This is a genomic window from Pedobacter frigoris, from assembly GCF_005116445.1.
Lineage (GTDB): Bacteria > Bacteroidota > Bacteroidia > Sphingobacteriales > Sphingobacteriaceae > Pedobacter > Pedobacter frigoris.
Genome location: NZ_SWBQ01000002.1, coordinates 879,938 through 896,958 on the forward strand (window position 1 = coordinate 879,938; position 17,021 = coordinate 896,958).

Below are 17,021 nucleotides of genomic sequence, written 5' to 3' on the forward strand. Positions count from 1 at the left end.
AAATTTAATACCATATAAACGATATTTGCATCTGTAGTACGTCACGAATTCTGTTAAAAAATGTTAAATAGCCAATCTTCGTCAAAAATGGATGTCCATTTCTATAAATATCAGGGAGCCGGAAATGACTTCATACTGATAGACCACCGCATTAGTCCAATCAAAGATATTGATTATGAAAGCATTAAACAACTTTGCGACAGGCGTTTTGGAATCGGCGCAGATGGTCTGATGTTTCTGACAGCACATCCTGAATATGACTTCGAGATGCTTTATTTTAATGCAGACGGAAGACCAGGAAGTATGTGTGGAAACGGCGGAAGGTGTATTGTAGCTTTTGCCAAACACCTTGGTATTATCGACAAAGAGACTGACTTTCTGGCGGTTGACGGCCCTCATTATGCCAGAATTTCTGAAAAAGGCAATTGGATAGAATTACAAATGATTGATCTTGACACGATAAACAGAGATGGCAAAGCTTATGTGCTAAATACAGGCTCGCCACACTATGTGATACAGCAGCAAGACCTGATTAATTTCGATGTGTATCATAATGGAAAAACCATCAGAAATAATGATACCTATAAAGAAAACGGCATTAATGTAAATTTTGTGGAAGACCAGGGCGATCATCTTTTCGTACGTACATTTGAACGCGGCGTTGAAGATGAAACCTACGCTTGCGGAACCGGCGTTACTGCCGCAGCCATTTCCATCGCTAAACATAAAAACCAAACCGGTCATATCCAGACTCCTGTCAAAGTATTGGGTGGAGATTTGAAAATAACATTCGATTACGACGGCAAGCAGTTTACCAACGTATTTCTCTGCGGACCAGCGGAAAGGGTATTTGAGGGGGAAATCACTTTTTAATCTCTTTCAGCGAGATGGGCTGCCACACCTATTTTGATCTCTCCAAAGCTAAATTTGGCTCCAAGGTGGGATCTGATAGGCGTCATATTTATGGTCTGCAGCACTTTTATAGCCTGAAGAATCTTCTCCAGTTTTTTAGGGCCTAGAATATCCTCCGCTGATATTTCCTGCCTGGCAACAAAATGCGCGAGATGTCCCTCTATTGTTCCTACAGCCATTTTACGTTCAGATGCAATCTCTGCGATAGCCTTGCCTTCCAGGAAAAGCTCCAGCGACAAGTCTTTGGTATCTGGTTTTGCTTCCTTATCCTTAACAGCTGTAGATTTGCTTCTCGATTTCTTTTCTGTGAAATCAAGTTTACCCGGCATTGCATACACTTTTTCCATCTCTGCGGCACGCTGCGCTTGATTTAGCAAGCCATTTACATCTTTTTTCGTAAACTCCTCTCCTTTAATTGTGGCTCTTAACAAGCCTGTAGCTTTACTTATTTTCTTAACCTGTTCATAAAATAAAGCTTCCATTTCAAGAAGTTCCGTGAGGTAGGCGACTACTTGCTTGTCCTGCTTTACCAGTTCCATCCTTTCAAAAATCTTTTTGGAGAAGGCAGACAACAGTGGGTTGAAATAATTCTCGGCCGCTTCAGTCCTTTCCAAAAGTATTGCCGTACCCTCTACTGTTTTCACCTGACACAAGCGTTGAATCTGCAAAAGAAATTTACTAGCATGTACTTTTAGTTCACTAAAATCTTTCAATAGCTGGCCAGCCCATTTTACATGCTTTTGTTTGGCTGATTTATTAATGTCTTTTGTATAGGAGTGCACATGTTCATATACGTAATTATCAAGAGGCGTAAGGTCAAAACACTGCAAAAGGTAGGACCTAAGAAAAGTCTCACTTTCCTGGTGTATTCTTGTTTCCAATTCTTCTACTGCTTGCTTGTTTCTTGAAAACAAAGACACATTCTGGTCTTGTCTGATTCCTGTTCCCGAAATCTGTGAAGTCAGTATCAGGCCGTCCAATGAGCGCAACCGGGATAATGCCACATAAATTTGTCCAGGGGCAAATGCATTTCCAATATCAATTATTGCCTTGTCAAATGTCAGACCCTGACTTTTATGCACCGTAATTGCCCAAGCCAGTTTCAAAGGATATTGGGTAAATGTCCCAATTAGTTCTTCCTTTATTTCTCCAGTCACTTTATCAGTAGTATACCTGATATTTTCCCATTTGTATTTCTCGAGTGTAATTTTTTCAGTGTTGCCTTCTGTCTGCACCTCAATCAAATCCGTTCGCAGTTCAGTAACGGTCGCTATTTTTCCATTAAAAAACCGCTGCTCCCCTGTCGGATCATTTTTGATGAACATTACCTGGGCACCTACTTTTAGTTCTAGAATGTTCTCCGCAGGGTACGCATATTCGCTGAATTCATCTTCCACCTTTGCGCGATACAAGTAAGATGGAGACTTTAGTTCTTCCAGGCGCTGCTTATTTAAAGTGTCTGCTTTATTGTTATGTGTAGTAAGGGTGATGTATTTATCGTCTAAAGACGGCTTAAAATCAGCCTGATAATATTTCTCAAGCAATGCAACATCCTGTGGAGTTATCTGATTATTTCTAAGGTTGTTCAGCAAGCCAATAAAAACACCATCTGCCTGCCTGTAAATTTTTTCCAGTTCAATATAAACTGGAGGATCCTGTTGTAGCGCTAAGGCGTCAAAAAAGTAAACACTTTTATAATACTGACCTAATAAATTCCACTCATTGGATTTGACAACGGGGGGCAACTGATGTAAATCTCCTATAAACAGCATTTGCACTCCACCAAAACTGGCATTATTTCTTCTGATATAGCGTAGCACCATGTCAATAGCATCCAGCAGATCAGCACGGAGCATGCTGACCTCATCAATAATCAACAGTTCCATGTCCACCAACACTTTTCGCTTGGTCGCAGTCATATTCAAGTGTCTTACGATAGACTTCGGCGTATTGTACTGCTGATCGTTATGATCCCCATCGGCAGCGGGCTGCTTGGGCAAATACGTACCAAAAGGAAGCTGAAATAATGAATGTATCGTAACTCCCGCTGCATTAATAGCAGCAATACCCGTCGGTGCAGCAATAACAGCTTTTTTATGAGTAAGGTCAATTAAATTCCTTAAAAAGGTTGTTTTACCAGTCCCAGCTTTTCCTGTCAGAAAAATGTGTTTAGAAGTATAATTAACAAATCTCGCAGCAAGTCCGGCAGGATTAGCAGTTTCTGAATTCAACATGTTACAAAGCTAACAAGAATTGCTTACTTAAACCTAATGCACAAAAAACCATTACCACTTAAGCTAAGTTAAATATGACTATAAACAAGGCAAAAAATAACTTTAGCCCAGGTTGTGCTAGCACCAGAATCACGGAATTTTCATCAAAATAATTTACACACCAGGTTTGATCACAATACCGGAAAACAAAACTATTTTTAGTATACGAATAGATTCGTATATTTGATTACGAAAATATTCGTACAATAAAAATAGCAGAATAGCGAGCAATGAGCCATGCAAAATCACTTATTAAAACTTTAACATCTTTTAACAAAAAAAGCAATTAACTACTAAGCTTTTAGTTATAATTTAGCTTAACCAAACACACAATATGAAATTAATAGCTCTAACCACCCTTTTTATATGCTGTGCAATATTTTCTTTTGCTCAAAAGCCATATGCAATAAAAGGCGCCGTAACGGATACGATGGCTACCTACAAACTGGTGAACACTAGTGTCACCATTATCAATCAAAAAGATTCTACATTGGTAAAATTCGCACGCGCAAATGACGATGGGCATTTTGTTATAAACGATTTGAAAGCCGGCAAATTTATACTTTTGCTCACTTATCCCGGATATGCAGATTATGCTGAAGAATTTAGCCTCGATTCCATCAATCCTGTCAAAGATTTTGGCGACATAGATCTTATACTTAAATCCAACTTGCTTGAAGGAATAATCATCAAGGGGAAAGTCGCTGCCATAAAAATAAAAGGCGATACCACAGAATTCAATGCAGGTAGCTATGTCATTCAACCAAATTCAAAAGTAGAAGATCTGCTCAAGCAACTGCCCGGTATCACGGTTGATAAAGATGGAAAGATCACTGCGCAGGGACAGACGGTAAATAAGGTATTAGTAGACGGCGAAGAATTCTTTGGCGATGACCCGACCCTCGTCACCAAAAATATCCGCGGAGACATGGTCGACAAAGTTCAGCTTTATGACAAGAAAAGTGATCAGGCAACATTTACTGGTATTGATGATGGGGAAAAGTCAAAAACCATTAATATCAAGTTAAAGGAGGATAAGAAGAATGGCTATTTCGGAAAAATAGATCTCGCCGGAGGTACCGGCAAGTTCTATCAGGGACAAGCCATGTTCAATCATTTTAAAGGCAAGCAGAGGATTTCGGCCTATGGTATCTTTGGAAATACCGGACAAACCGGTCTGAACTGGGGAGATGCCAGCAAATATGGCTCTTCAGGCGAAATGGGTTTTTCCATAGATGGAGGCACGATGTTCTCCTTCGGTGGGGGAGATGACTTTGACTCTTTCGACGGCAGATACAATGGTCAGGGTATCCCTTCAGCAAATAGTGGTGGTTTTCATTACGAGGACAAATGGAATAACGACAAACATGCGCTAAATTCCAATTACAAATTAGGCTCCGTTGGCGTAAAAGGAAATAGAAACAACCAGAGCTTAAACAACTTGCCCAGCGGCGATTTACTTAACGTATCTGACCAGAATTTCGACAACATGATGTTCAGGCAAAAGCTGGATGCTACTTATACACTGAAATTAGACTCTACTTCTACACTGAAAATCTCAGTAGACGGCACCTTGAAAAACAGCACAACCAAAGACAGCTATAATTCCTCGAGCAGAGGTAACGGCAACAACCTGCTGAATACTGGGGAGCGCAACCTTGATAATGAAAGTGATCAGCAACTATTTAATGCATCGGCTTTCTTTTCAAAAAGACTAAAGAAAAAAGGCAGAACGATTTCAGTCAACATGAGGGAGTCCATTAACAAAAATGACACGGAAGGATATCTCATCTCAGAAAATGTTTATTACAACAGGTTAATACCCGGACAAATAGACAGCACAGTCAACATAAATCAGTTCAAAACAAACAATAGCCTCAGTCATTCATTCTATACCAGCATGACATATACTGAGCCCATTTCTAAAAAAGTAGCGCTGACGTTAAATTATGGTCTGAATATCAACAACAGCAGTTCAGATCGCAAGTCATTCAACAAAACGGGTAAAGATGAGTACAGTAACTTTGACCCCAGGTTTAGCAATGACTTTCAGCTCAACCAACTGTCAAATCAGGCAGGGGCGGCACTATCCTATACTCATGAAAAAACCAACATCAGGCTGGGGAGTAATGCAACAAGCGTCAGCTTCAAACAATTCGATGCCTACACCAACAAGACTTACAAAAGAACGTTCATCAACTGGAATCCCAATGCAAGCTTTCAATATCGCCTCAAACAGCAAGAATCACTTAGGCTAAGTTTTAATGGACGTACCAGCCAGCCGGGTATCGATCAAATCCAGCCCATTAGGGAAAACACAGATCCTCAGAACATCAGATTAGGTAATCCGGATCTCAGACCTTCTTTCACAAACGGCTTCAGTCTAATGTATGAGATGTACAAGATTTTGAGCGAACAATCAATGTGGCTTGACGCTAGTTACAGTTTTACTGCCAATCCGATTACCAGCAACAGGGTTACTGATCCCGAAACAGGTAACAGCACCTACCAGTCGATCAATCTGGACAGGAATCAAGCCAGTTTTGATTTCAACATCAATACCGGAAGAAAAATTAAAAGTTTAGGAATAGGTGTTGGGCTGGATGTAGGAATCAACGCCAATCAAAATTACGGTATGATCAATAATGTAATTAACACCACAAATACTTACAATTATACAGGCAACTTAAGTGCATCAAAATACGCCGAGAAAAAATATAGCTTCAGAATTTCTGGTGGACCACGATACAGCGACACCCGCTCCTCTCTTCAAACAGGGACCACCAACAGAGGCTGGGGCTTTGATGCCAATGGAAACCTGAGCGTCTATCTGCCTGCTAAAATAGAGTTCAGTACCGATGGAAATTTTCAGTATACCGGAAAAACGCAAACATTTAATGAAGACTTCAAGCGCATCATATGGAATGCAGCTATCAGTAAGAAATTCTTTAAGCAGGAAAACCTGAAGGCATCCATTTCCGGAAATGACCTGCTCAATCAAAATGTCGGCTTCAGTAGGTATGCCAGTGCAAACATGCAGTCACAAAACAGCTATACAACTATTCAAAGATATTTCTTGTTCAGCCTTGTTTGGGATTTTAACAAAATGGGTGGAGCTCCTACTAAATAACGCATCTTATGAAATTACAACAAACCACAATCATCTTCTTAAGCCTCCTTCTTGCTGCTACCTGCAGCTTCGCACAGAATGCAAGATTCCCTTTCAGTGGGGTTATTGAATATGAAAAGAGTATAAACATGTTTGCCATGATGAAGAAAAATATGAACGAAAGTTCTGGGAGCTTCTGGAGGGACATGTATGACAATTACAAGCGGAGCCAACCTCAGTTTAAGATTTTAAAGAGCACACTTGCCTTTTCAACCAATAAAACCGTTTTTACTCCCATCGCCGATACAGAAGCTCAAAGAGGCTTTTTCTTCGGCAATGATCCTATCGTTTCACAAAACAACACCATCCATACAGATTTTGCAACCGGAATGTTCACTGCACAGAAGACAGTTTATGAGGAAACCTTTCTGTTAAAAGATACAATCAGACAAATAAATTGGAAGTTAACCAGCGAGATGCGAACTATTGCTGGTTATGAGTGCCGAAGGGCCAATGCAATCATTCTTGATTCCATTTATGTTGTTGCATTTTATACTGACAAGATCCCTGTATCTGGTGGTCCTGAATCTTTTACCGGCTTACCGGGAATGATTCTGGGCGTAGCGCTCCCTCATGAAAATATAACCTGGTTCGCAAAGACTGTAACCGACAAATCCGTTTCAACAGCAGAAATGAAAATACCTTCAAAAGGAAAAGCCGCAACCTATAAAAGTTTAAAGGAAACCATCAATTCGGCATTAAAGGATTGGGGAGACCATGCTAAATCTGCACTTAAAGCATTTTCGCTTTAATTCACCAGCAGTTTATATCCTTTGCCGTGTACATTCAGTATCTCTACCTTAGGGTCTTCCCTAAGGTATTTTCTTAATTTACTTAAAAACACATCCATACTGCGGCCATTAAAATAATTGTCGTCATGCCAGATACTCAATAATGCCTCTTCCCTTGTCAACACACTGTTCTTTTTCAGACAAAGTAACTGTAGCAATTCCGCCTCTTTTGTCGATAGTTTTTGCTGCTGACCTTTATAATGGATCAGCTGCGTGGTATAATCAAAAGAGTAGTCACCGATCTGAAACAGGGTCTGGGCAGGAGACACATCCGAAGATTCCTTAACAGCAACCCTTTTCAGCAAGGCATTAATTCTCAATAAGAGCTCCTCAATCCTGAAAGGTTTGGTGATGTAGTCATCACCTCCAAGATCATATGCAGAAGCCTTGTCTTCCATCATGGCCTTTGCAGTAGCAAAAATAATTGGCACATCCTGGTTGATCTTCCTAATTTCCTTTCCAAGCGTAAACCCATCCTTTTTAGGCATCATCACATCCAGGATACACAAGTCAAAATCCTTCTTAGTAAATGCTTTCAGGCCCTCATCCCCATCTGCACATAGTACTACCTCAAACTTGCCTTTAATCTGCAAATAATCTTGAAGTAACAGTCCGAGATTAGGGTCATCTTCTACCAATAGGATCTTTTTCATGTGTTTCTATTTTGTATGTGGCGATGAAGCTATGATGACCTTAAGCGTTAGCCTGGCCGGTCATAAGTTTCATATGTAGTTAATTTCTATTAATTGGTAAGCTGATTTCAAATACAGTACCCTTATCCTTCTCACTATGCACCTTAATCGTTCCATTCATTTGTGTGATGATGTCCTGAACATAGTTTAGTCCCAGGCCAAATCCTTTTACATCGTGAAGATTGCCAGTAGGCACCCTGTAAAACTGATCAAATATACGCTTAGTCTGCTCTTTAGTCATGCCTATTCCTTCATCTGCAATTTCGACGATCAGATTTTTTCCGGTATTTATCGTTGTAACCTGAATTTTAGGAGCACCAGAGCTGTATTTATTTGCATTGTCGATCAAATTATAGATCACGTTCGACAGATGCAATTCATCACCAAAAACAAAAGGATTTTCTGCGTTAAGATTCAAGAGCAATTCCGCATCTTTCTTCTGTAGTTGAAGTCCCATACTATCAACCACTACAGCAATCAGATCGTTCATATTCAATTCGCTGTATTCCAGTTTCAGTTCCTTCTTTTCCAGTCTTGCAATGCTTAAAACACGTTCAATATGGTTACCAAGTCTTACATTCTCATCGTAAATAATACCTGCAAGTCTGCTGATCCTTCCTTTATCCTCTGCGATCTCAGGATCTTTAAGAGCCTCACTCGCAATCATGATCGTCGCAACAGGAGTTTTAAACTCATGGGTCATGTTGTTGATGAAATCTGTCTTCATTTCAGAGATTTTCTTTTGCTTCATAATCGCATAGATCGTGTAAGCAAATATGAATACCAGTATAAACAGTAGACCGGCCGAAGAAGCCATAGCCACACTTAGATTTGAAAAAATCAATGAATTCTCATTTGGAAAATGAATGTAAAGCATTCCGGGATCACGGGTAATGAAATTAGTCAGCATTACCTTATGTGTATTTTTGGGCAAAAATTCTTCATCAATATGACCGTTAGAAGCCTTCATATACACCAAAGAATCCTTCTGAGCCAGGCTCACCCAGAAATCATATTTGAGACTGATGTTTCGGTTCATCAGTTCCTTTTTCAAAAGTGTATCCAGCATATCTCTGGAAACCAACTTACTGAGCGGAACATTTGCTTCCCTCATTTCCTTGGCCACATCCTGGATCATCAGGTTTGCCTCCGGTTCTAAAGGCAAAGTATCGGTCATTAATCTTTTAAGCCCCTCTTCATATTTCCTTTTAGCCAGGTCGCTTTCGAGCTTAAACTTTCTTTCCAACTCGTTATCCATAGTTTTTACACTGATCAGCACCAACTTACCAGTCACGGGATCTATTGCATGGTACCGAATACTATCCGGTATCTCATTAGAAATAATGCTAAATGATTTCACCCGCTGGGGAACAAAAGTTGATTTGATTTGTCCGCCTACCACATTCCCATAAGCATCCAGACCAACATTCACATCCACATGCACCGGAGAACTCAAAGGATTACTCATATCAGAAGCCGCCGCAAATTCATTCTCTGTAATCCGTACCGGATTTACATAGGCTCTTGCAATGTCCTTTTCGGTTCTATTGAGGTCAGCAAAAACAAGACCTTCCAGCTTGATCAGCCGTTTCTCCTCTTCGGCTTTATACCTTTCTTTATAATCTACCAGCTGCTGTGCCTGATTACGAATCTCGGTCTCTCGATTTCTTTCCAGCTTAAGATCTCTTTTATTGATATGCAGGGCTGCATTTCTCTTCTGCACTTTGTTTACCACGGCATTCAATGCCTGATTTACGTCCTGCTGAAAAAGTCGTGAATTTAGATTATAGGCTTGCCTGATGTAATACAACTGCATTACAAACACCCCTAGCAAGGCTAAAGTCATCAATGCGGTGATCAACCAAAGGCTTCTTTTCTTCATTATATGATATACAAAATTAATGAAGCAAACACAGAATCACCTCTATTTAACAATTTTTAACAGAATACCTTTCTAATTTACAAGAACTTACCGCTGATATTCTGACAACAAAGAGCTGTGGCCCAATAAATCTTATACAGAAACTGCTGCCAGGCAAGGTTACAAACTGACCTCAGGCGTTGTAAACTTCCCTTCGCCAATACTGCGCTTACCTGCTTTTTTCCTCCTAAAATAAACCAGAGACAGGATACTGAATGTGCCGCCGATTAATGGAACTACCAGCAGACATTCTTTAAAGAATTGCACCCAGCTAATCTCTACGTGTCCGAACTCCCTGAATAATAATAGCGAAAAGCTTCCTGCATAACCGATGGAATCGGCAACATACATGATAAAGCCTATGTTACTTTTGTAATTGAACGTCGCGATCATCCTTTCAAAAAAAATAGCATTGTAAGGTATGTAAGCCATATATAACCCGGTGCCCAGAACAGCCATCCAGGCAACCGGGCTCAAGTATCCATAATCAAAAAGAATAGTGCTTAAACCTACAAGAATACAACCTGAAATGATCATAACATGAATGATCGTAAAAGCCCTGAGGTTATTTTTGATGAGGATTAAAAACCCAACCATAAGCAATACTACTAATGAAATAATGGTATCTATTTGCGTATAAATATGATTATCGTGAACTCCCAAACCATTCCAGATCTCTACCTCAAAATTATCTCTCAAATCACGGATACAAGTAAGCACTACATAAATGACAACTGTACAAACAATTCCCGGTAAAAAGTTGGCGATAAAAGCTTTTCGCTGTTTTTGATCCATCGGCACCCGCTTGGTACGCAGTCGCAAATCTTCTTCATTTGGAGGAGGTAAAATTTCCAGTAGAAAGACAAAAAGAAGAGCGGGAACTAAAAACACCAGTCCTGTTAGAAAAGGCATCCAGTATTCACTTACAGAAAATACAACCATGATATTTCTGCCAACGGTCTTTACAAAACCTGAGGCAAAAATAAGACTGATGGACATCACAGCCCCCGTAAACTCCGTAGTTCTTCGACCTTCGAGATAACTGAATACCAATCCCCAGATCATACCCAAAGGAAGTCCGTTCACGAATAAACATAAGACATTATAAGGCGCAGGGATAACGGCAAATCCAAGGAGGGCGACCCAGGAGATTAACAGGAGCAAAATGATGCTTTTGGCCAGATTCTGCTTGCCCGATTCTGAGATAAACCGGATGCCGTAAAACTTACTAAAGGTATAACCCATCATCTGTACAATAACCAGCCAGACCATGTAATCTACTCCAAAAAAGTTCATTATGTTCGAAAGTGGCAGCCGCAAATGCTTTACGAAAAGCATACATGCTGGTGTAACAGCCAAATGCAGCAAGTCCTCCAATCAGGGTTATTAACCAATAAGGCGCTTTTTTCATCTTATACCTCCCGCTTTACAACCAACAGGAGACCCTGCTGGCTCGAAATCAATCTACTAAACATATCACACCAATTGTTATGCAATACTAAACTTTGTTTATTATTAGTAAACAAAGTCTATGTTATCAAATTGTAACCAACATTGCTAAAGGATTTTTCAATCTACTACCTGGCACAAATAACCTTGATAACTTCATCACAATAGAAGATCAATTTTTATCAGATGAAAATTAACTGTAATTTTAAAGCTTATTAAAAAACCCCAGATCATCATGCAAGAACCAAATCCATTAAATCAGGTAGCAGAATTCCATAAAACATTTAAGCACCCAATTAGAGACGCCCCAGGTATTCCTTCAAAAGAAAGGGCAAACTTGCGGGTATCCCTACTTGCGGAAGAGCTTCAGGAGCTAAAACAAGCCATCGAAAGCAATGATTTTGTAGAAGTAGCTGATGCTTTATGCGATTTACAATATGTACTTAGCGGTGCGGTACTCGAATTTGGACTTGGTGAAAAGTTTAAAGACTTATTTGATGAGGTACACCGTTCAAATATGAGTAAGGCCTGTAAATCGATAGAAGAAGCTAACGATACCATACAGCATTACCGTAAAAACCACCAGTGTGATGCATACCATAAAGAAGAGGATTCATTATTTCTAATATATAGAACTAATGACAACAAAACATTGAAATCAATCAACTACTCGCCGGCAAACATTAAAGGCATGCTGCAAGACATTTAAAACAACCTTTTTTTAAAACTTTATTCAAATTCTGACAACCCTACGTCCATTAGTCCAATCATGAAATCACTAGCCCTGGCAAGTATTTCTTTATGCAGCTCACTCTTACAACCTCCCTTAAGAAAATCATCCTCTATAACTTTGATCATCGAAGTTGTTAAATCTGCTGCAAGCACTACCTGACCGGAATCCAGCAAACCACCTATCCTCATTGTCAGAATATCTGTCACCTGTTTAACCAGCGTATCCCGACTGCTCACATATTTACGTGTATCATCCTTTAAAAGAACATTTAAAAGATCTTCAGGCTGAAGGATAGAAAATGGCAGTAAAAGCGCTGCCATGTTGTAAATTTTCTCCCTGTCATTCTTCAGCAGCTCCTCAAAAGAGATTACCTGAGTTGAACGGCTCTTTAACCCCGTCATCGCCTTTTCAAGCAAAGGAATATATGTTGCCAATTTATCTTCTGCCTTATCCTGCATTACTACAAAATTTAAATTCGATTAAAACAGTGCAAAAATAATACTCACTGGAGAGTTAAACGGGTATTCCAGTGCCAAAAGCTTTCATATTAAGCCTGTATTTCAGGACAAAAAAATGCCGCCCCTGTTGAAGGGCGGCACGGTGGTCAATTTGTTTATTTAAAAAAGGTCTTTTTAGAAAGGAAGATCATCATCTTCACCTGGCGCACTGTTTAAATCAGCCGGAGGTGCATATGCTGGTGTAGATGCAACTGGAGCACCTGCCTGTAAGGCATTGATACGCCATACTACTAAACTATTGAAATAAGATGTTTTTCCGGCTTTATCTGTCCATGGACGACCGCGCAAGTTGAAAGAAACCTCAACATCATCTCCTTGTTTTAAAGTATCAAACAAAGCTGTTTTATCTTGTAAGGCCTCAAACCTGATGTATTCAGGATAAGTAGGGTTTTCTGCATATTCTATAATCAGGTCACGTTTCTTAAAAGTCTCACTCACCTGCTGTAATGCACCAATTTCATGCACTTTTCCTTTAATTTCCATATCAAATACTATTTTATTCTTATCCGAAGTTCAAATCTCTATATTTTTATTGATAACTTCGTAGAATTAATTATGCAAGTTTTCCACACAAAAAGTAAGGTTATTATAACCTGCAATAAGCGCCTTTCCTCCTATTTATTAGAAGAGGTCAAAGACCTGGGTTATGAGATCGTAAGGGATTTTCCAACAGGTGTAGAATTGAACATTACCTTAACGGAATGCATCAAACTAAACCTGAATTTAAGATGTGCAAGCCAGATTTTATACTGTCTGAGCAGCTTCAAAGCTAATAATCCTGAAGAACTCTATCGTGAAATGGTAGCTATCGCATGGGAAGACCTGATTGATTTTTCGGGATACTTTTCCGTAACCTCAAATGTGGATAACCCAACGATTACCACTCCTTTATTTGCCAATCTTAAAGTAAAGGACGCAATCGTAGATCGTATAAAAGAGAAGAAAGGAATCCGTCCGAATTCGGGTTCTGATGCCAATAAAGCAGTGATCCATTTATACTGGAAAGATAGCGAGGCTGACGTATTTATAGATACTTCAGGAGAAACCCTTGCAAAACATGGGTATCGTAAAATTCCCGGTAAAGCTCCGATGCTGGAAGCACTTGCAGCGAGTGTGGTTATGAGTACGCAATGGGACAAAAAATCACCTTTTGTAAATCCAATGTGTGGCTCAGGTACTCTTGCCATTGAAGCTGCACTGATTGCGACGAACCGCAGACCCGGCCTGTACCGTATGAACTATGGCTTTATGCACATCATGGGCTATGATGAGCAAGAGTTCTTTGCTGAACGCAGAATACTGAAAGATCAGGTGATAAAAAATGTAGACCTGCAGATCATCGCGACAGATATCTCCGAAGATGCTGTTGATGTAAGCCGCAAAAATGCAAAAACTGCCGGTGTAGATACATTGATCCAGTTTGAGGTTTGTGATTTTGCTGAAACCCCAGTACCTGAAGGTGGTAAAGGCGTAGTTGTCTTCAACCCTGAATATGGGGAACGCCTTGGTGTACATTCCAAACTGGAACTGACCTATAAGCGTATGGGCGATTTCATGAAACAGCAATGTAAGGGTTATTTCGGTTATATCTTTACCGGCAACCCCGACCTTGCAAAGAGAATCGGATTAAAAGCCACACGCAAAATCGAGTTCTATAATGGTAAACTGGATTGTAGAATGCTGGAGTATGAATTATATGATGGCACGCGCAGACCGGAAAACGAAAGACCTGTAAAAGAAGATTAATATTCTTATTACATGTAAGCAACCTAATGTCTGTTTCTCAAATATTTGTATATTAGATTTGTATTAACACACAAGTCTATGAAAAACCTATTGATCCCGGTGCTGGCACTATTGCCATTCGGCACCTTGTTTGCTGCTGAAAGCAAACCACAGCTACAAGCATTCCAGCATTCCGAAGTTATCGATACTGCCAAAAAGACCTTTTCTGAAAAAGAATGGAAAGAGCTGGAAAAGAAAATCAAGACCAGCGTTCCTAAAGATATTGCAAAAGTCATGATCAAGCAGTTGAAAAACATCGATCCGGATAAACTTACAAATCTTGACCCTAAATCTCTTCAACAGAGTGTTTTCAAGTTTGATATGATGTCTGATGAAATGGAAGCGGCAACCGATAAAGCTGACTACGAAACTGAACGCAAAGAGATCATCGAAGATTTTAAAAATGATTCTTTTGACGATGCTTCAGAAAAAAGAGAAGCGCGCAGAGAAATGAAGGAAGACCTGAGAGAACTTAAAAGAGATTTTCAGGAAGAGCAAAAAGAAAAAAGACAAGAACGCAGGGAAAACAAAAAAGAAGCAGGCAGGATTTAAAAGAGCCAAAGGGTTAAAATATGACCTGATCCACTTAAGATACCATACAAGTTTGCACTAACAGCACCATTAACCTATAGTTAACCCACCATGACCCCACGTTTTTCCGTAAAAACGTGGGGTCATGGTGGGCTCACTATAAATTTAACATATCGTTGTATGCCTTATGAGGTGTCATATAAGTTAAATGAATTAACAATTTATACCTTTCCCCGCAGTTGACAGCTGATCTGCTATCTTTGTGTTTTCAAATAGAATGTTTATGGAACAAATTATAGAAAAAACAATCACATTTGTTAAGGCCACTTTGGCTGATGCCGAAGCGGGTCACGACTGGTTTCACATTGAGCGTGTATACAACAATGCAAAAAGAATCAATGCTACGGAAAAAGGCGACAAACTGATCGTAGCGCTTGCTGCTTTGTTGCATGACATTGCTGATGCTAAATTCAACAATGGCGATGAAGAAATCGGCCCCAGAATAGCCGGTGATTTCCTCAAAAGCTTGCACCTGGAGAATGAAATTATTGAACACGTTCAGCAGATCATCAGAAACCTAAGCTATAAAGCGAGCCTTGGTACAATTATTTTCCAATCTAAAGAGCTGGATATCGTTCAGGATGCAGACCGGCTGGATGCGATAGGTGCAATAGGCATAGCAAGGGCATTTACCTATGGGGGTTATAAAAACAGGGTGCTTTATGACCCGGAGATTAAACCCAACCTCCATATGTCCAAAGAGGAATACAAAAATACTCAGGCCCCTACCATCAACCATTTTTACGAAAAACTGCTGCTATTAAAAGATCTTATGAAAACAAGTGAGGGTAGGTCTATGGCAAATAACAGACACGAGTTTATGTGCGCATATTTAGAACAACTTTATTCAGAAATCTAAATTAATTAGTATTTTTACTATATTTGTTAGCAAAAATATAGTAACATGTCTGAGCGGATAAGAGAAAAGCTAAGCATATTAGCGGATGCGGCGAAGTACGATGTTTCCTGCTCCTCCAGTGGAGGAACGAGAAAGAACGACAACAAGGGTCTGGGCGACAGTCACAGTTCAGGAATTTGCCATACTTACACTGAAGATGGCCGTTGCGTCTCTCTGTTAAAGATCCTGCTCACCAACCATTGCATTTATGACTGTGCTTTCTGCGTTTCACGTAAAAACAACGACATAGAGCGGGCAGCTTTCACTGTTGAAGAAGTGGTATCACTTACTATCAATTTCTATCGGCGCAATTATATTGAAGGTTTGTTCCTGAGTTCAGGCATATTTAAAAATGCTGACTTTACCATGGAGCGCTTGCTGAAAGTAGTAAAAAAATTGCGGTTGGAAGAACGTTTCAACGGCTATATTCACCTGAAAACCATTCCCGGTGCCAGCGACGAATTGATCAAAGAAGCTGGCCTGTATGCTGATAGGATGAGTATCAATCTTGAAATGCCAACAGAAAGCGGATTGAAATTGCTGGCTCCCGAGAAAAGCCACGAAGATGTGAAAAAGCCGCTTGCTTTAGTACAAAGTCAGATCATTCAGCTAAAAGATGAGCGGAAACTAATCAAGAGCATCCCGAAATTTGTACCGGCCGGACAAAGTACTCAAATGGTGATTGGCGCAACACCTGAAACGGACAAGGATATTATGCACACTGCAGCTGCATTTTACAAAAATTTTTCTTTAAAACGGGTTTACTATTCCGGCTACATTCCTATAAGTAATGACAGCAGGATGCCTGTCTTAGGTTCCCAACCTCCGTTAATTCGCGAAAACAGGCTCTATCAAACAGATTGGCTGATGAGATATTATGGCTTCCATGTGAATGAATTGCTAAACGATGCGAACCCGCATCTGGATATTGACATGGACCCTAAATTGAGCTGGGCTTTGCGTAACCTGCAGTTTTTTCCTGTAGATATTAATGTGGCGGCGTATAAGATGATCCTTCGCATTCCCGGGATTGGGGTAACTTCAGCACAAAAGATCGTTCAGGCAAGGAAGTTTGGCCGCCTTCGGATTGATCAGTTGAAAAAGATTGGTGTAGCATACAACCGGGCGAAGCATTTCATAGTCTGCGCTGATACGCCTTATCAGCTGAAAGACTATCAGGCTACTCAGATTAAATCGTTTATCATGGCAGAAAGTCAGAGTAAGTATTTAAAAAACAGCGTGCAACAGCTGATTTTATTTTAACAGAGCACACAGTAGATCGCATGGAA

At 40.0% G+C, this 17,021-nt stretch carries 14 protein-coding genes; 8 read left to right on the plus strand and 6 right to left on the minus strand.

Features of this window, described 5'->3' with window-relative positions; all coding sequences use genetic code 11:
- Positions 1-87: 87 nt before the first annotated feature.
- Positions 88-873 (plus strand): diaminopimelate epimerase, encoded by a 786-nt coding sequence (dapF, locus tag FA047_RS10350; protein WP_136836058.1) that lies wholly within the window; start codon positions 88-90, stop codon positions 871-873.
- On the opposite strand, the gene FA047_RS10355 is transcribed toward dapF, so the two are convergent.
- Positions 870-3,146, minus strand: a complete 2,277-nt coding sequence (locus tag FA047_RS10355; RefSeq protein ID WP_136835959.1) for a helix-turn-helix domain-containing protein — start codon at positions 3,144-3,146, stop codon at positions 870-872. The genes dapF and FA047_RS10355 overlap by 4 nt on opposite strands.
- Before the next feature lie 373 nt (positions 3,147-3,519).
- On the opposite strand from FA047_RS10355, the gene FA047_RS10360 reads away from it, so the two are divergent.
- Both FA047_RS10360 and FA047_RS10365 read left to right on the plus strand, forming a co-directional pair.
- The gene (locus tag FA047_RS10360; RefSeq protein WP_136835960.1) at positions 3,520-6,315 is read left to right on the plus strand and encodes an outer membrane beta-barrel family protein; all 2,796 of its coding nucleotides are present in this window, start codon (positions 3,520-3,522) and stop codon (positions 6,313-6,315) included.
- Between the two features lie 8 nt (positions 6,316-6,323).
- Positions 6,324-7,106 carry a GLPGLI family protein gene (locus FA047_RS10365; protein WP_136835961.1) on the plus strand — a complete coding sequence of 261 codons (783 nt, stop codon included), beginning with the start codon at positions 6,324-6,326 and terminating at the stop codon, positions 7,104-7,106.
- On the opposite strand, the gene FA047_RS10370 is transcribed toward FA047_RS10365, so the two are convergent.
- From FA047_RS10370 to FA047_RS10380, 3 genes are all read right to left on the minus strand, one after another.
- Positions 7,103-7,798 (minus strand): response regulator transcription factor, encoded by a 696-nt coding sequence (locus FA047_RS10370; protein WP_136835962.1) that lies wholly within the window; start codon positions 7,796-7,798, stop codon positions 7,103-7,105. The genes FA047_RS10365 and FA047_RS10370 overlap by 4 nt on opposite strands.
- 79 nt (positions 7,799-7,877) lie before the next feature.
- On the minus strand, positions 7,878-9,719 hold the full coding sequence (locus FA047_RS10375) for a sensor histidine kinase (RefSeq protein WP_136835963.1): 1,842 nt from the start codon (positions 9,717-9,719) through the stop codon (positions 7,878-7,880).
- Positions 9,720-9,878: 159 nt separating this feature from the next.
- A complete protein-coding gene (locus FA047_RS10380; RefSeq protein ID WP_225872696.1) occupies positions 9,879-11,054 on the minus strand; it encodes a DUF5690 family protein in 1,176 nt (391 codons plus the stop codon).
- A 388-nt stretch (positions 11,055-11,442) separates the two neighbouring features.
- Between FA047_RS10380 and FA047_RS10385 the strand changes: the two genes are divergently transcribed.
- Entirely contained in the window at positions 11,443-11,916 is a 474-nt protein-coding gene (locus FA047_RS10385) for a pyrophosphohydrolase domain-containing protein (protein WP_136835964.1), read from the plus strand.
- A gap of 20 nt (positions 11,917-11,936) precedes the next feature.
- On the opposite strand, the gene FA047_RS10390 is transcribed toward FA047_RS10385, so the two are convergent.
- Both FA047_RS10390 and FA047_RS10395 read right to left on the minus strand, forming a co-directional pair.
- On the minus strand, positions 11,937-12,398 hold the full coding sequence (locus FA047_RS10390; RefSeq protein WP_136835965.1) for a hypothetical protein: 462 nt from the start codon (positions 12,396-12,398) through the stop codon (positions 11,937-11,939).
- Positions 12,399-12,572: 174 nt separating this feature from the next.
- The gene (locus FA047_RS10395; RefSeq protein ID WP_136835966.1) at positions 12,573-12,941 is read right to left on the minus strand and encodes a DUF3127 domain-containing protein; all 369 of its coding nucleotides are present in this window, start codon (positions 12,939-12,941) and stop codon (positions 12,573-12,575) included.
- A 72-nt stretch (positions 12,942-13,013) separates the two neighbouring features.
- Here FA047_RS10395 and FA047_RS10400 point away from each other — a divergent pair, with 72 nt between their 5' ends.
- The 4 genes from FA047_RS10400 (at position 13,014) to FA047_RS10415 (ending at position 16,995) form a co-directional block, all read left to right on the plus strand.
- A complete protein-coding gene (locus tag FA047_RS10400; RefSeq protein ID WP_136835967.1) occupies positions 13,014-14,204 on the plus strand; it encodes a THUMP domain-containing class I SAM-dependent RNA methyltransferase in 1,191 nt (396 codons plus the stop codon).
- 78 nt (positions 14,205-14,282) lie between these two features.
- Entirely contained in the window at positions 14,283-14,795 is a 513-nt protein-coding gene (locus tag FA047_RS10405) for a hypothetical protein (protein WP_136835968.1), read from the plus strand.
- Positions 14,796-15,057: 262 nt separating this feature from the next.
- Positions 15,058-15,693 carry an HD domain-containing protein gene (locus FA047_RS10410; protein ID WP_136835969.1) on the plus strand — a complete coding sequence of 212 codons (636 nt, stop codon included), beginning with the start codon at positions 15,058-15,060 and terminating at the stop codon, positions 15,691-15,693.
- A gap of 45 nt (positions 15,694-15,738) precedes the next feature.
- A complete protein-coding gene (locus FA047_RS10415; protein ID WP_136835970.1) occupies positions 15,739-16,995 on the plus strand; it encodes a putative DNA modification/repair radical SAM protein in 1,257 nt (418 codons plus the stop codon).
- Positions 16,996-17,021 lie beyond the last annotated feature (26 nt).

What these genes read in the sequence shown, in the direction of transcription:
- FA047_RS10390 (WP_136835965.1), bottom strand. Translation starts at nt 12,398, where the DNA reads ATGCAGGATAAGGCAGAAGATAAATTGGCAACATATATTCCTTTGCTT.
- FA047_RS10415 (WP_136835970.1), top strand. Translation starts at nt 15,739, where the DNA reads ATGTCTGAGCGGATAAGAGAAAAGCTAAGCATATTAGCGGATGCGGCG.
- FA047_RS10360 (WP_136835960.1), top strand. Translation starts at nt 3,520, where the DNA reads ATGAAATTAATAGCTCTAACCACCCTTTTTATATGCTGTGCAATATTT.
- FA047_RS10375 (WP_136835963.1), bottom strand. Translation starts at nt 9,719, where the DNA reads ATGAAGAAAAGAAGCCTTTGGTTGATCACCGCATTGATGACTTTAGCC.
- FA047_RS10365 (WP_136835961.1), top strand. Translation starts at nt 6,324, where the DNA reads ATGAAATTACAACAAACCACAATCATCTTCTTAAGCCTCCTTCTTGCT.
- FA047_RS10405 (WP_136835968.1), top strand. Translation starts at nt 14,283, where the DNA reads ATGAAAAACCTATTGATCCCGGTGCTGGCACTATTGCCATTCGGCACC.
- FA047_RS10410 (WP_136835969.1), top strand. Translation starts at nt 15,058, where the DNA reads ATGGAACAAATTATAGAAAAAACAATCACATTTGTTAAGGCCACTTTG.
- FA047_RS10385 (WP_136835964.1), top strand. Translation starts at nt 11,443, where the DNA reads ATGCAAGAACCAAATCCATTAAATCAGGTAGCAGAATTCCATAAAACA.
- FA047_RS10400 (WP_136835967.1), top strand. Translation starts at nt 13,014, where the DNA reads ATGCAAGTTTTCCACACAAAAAGTAAGGTTATTATAACCTGCAATAAG.
- FA047_RS10355 (WP_136835959.1), bottom strand. Translation starts at nt 3,146, where the DNA reads ATGTTGAATTCAGAAACTGCTAATCCTGCCGGACTTGCTGCGAGATTT.
- FA047_RS10370 (WP_136835962.1), bottom strand. Translation starts at nt 7,798, where the DNA reads ATGAAAAAGATCCTATTGGTAGAAGATGACCCTAATCTCGGACTGTTA.
- FA047_RS10380 (WP_225872696.1), bottom strand. Translation starts at nt 11,054, where the DNA reads ATGAACTTTTTTGGAGTAGATTACATGGTCTGGCTGGTTATTGTACAG.
- dapF (WP_136836058.1), top strand. Translation starts at nt 88, where the DNA reads ATGGATGTCCATTTCTATAAATATCAGGGAGCCGGAAATGACTTCATA.
- FA047_RS10395 (WP_136835966.1), bottom strand. Translation starts at nt 12,941, where the DNA reads ATGGAAATTAAAGGAAAAGTGCATGAAATTGGTGCATTACAGCAGGTG.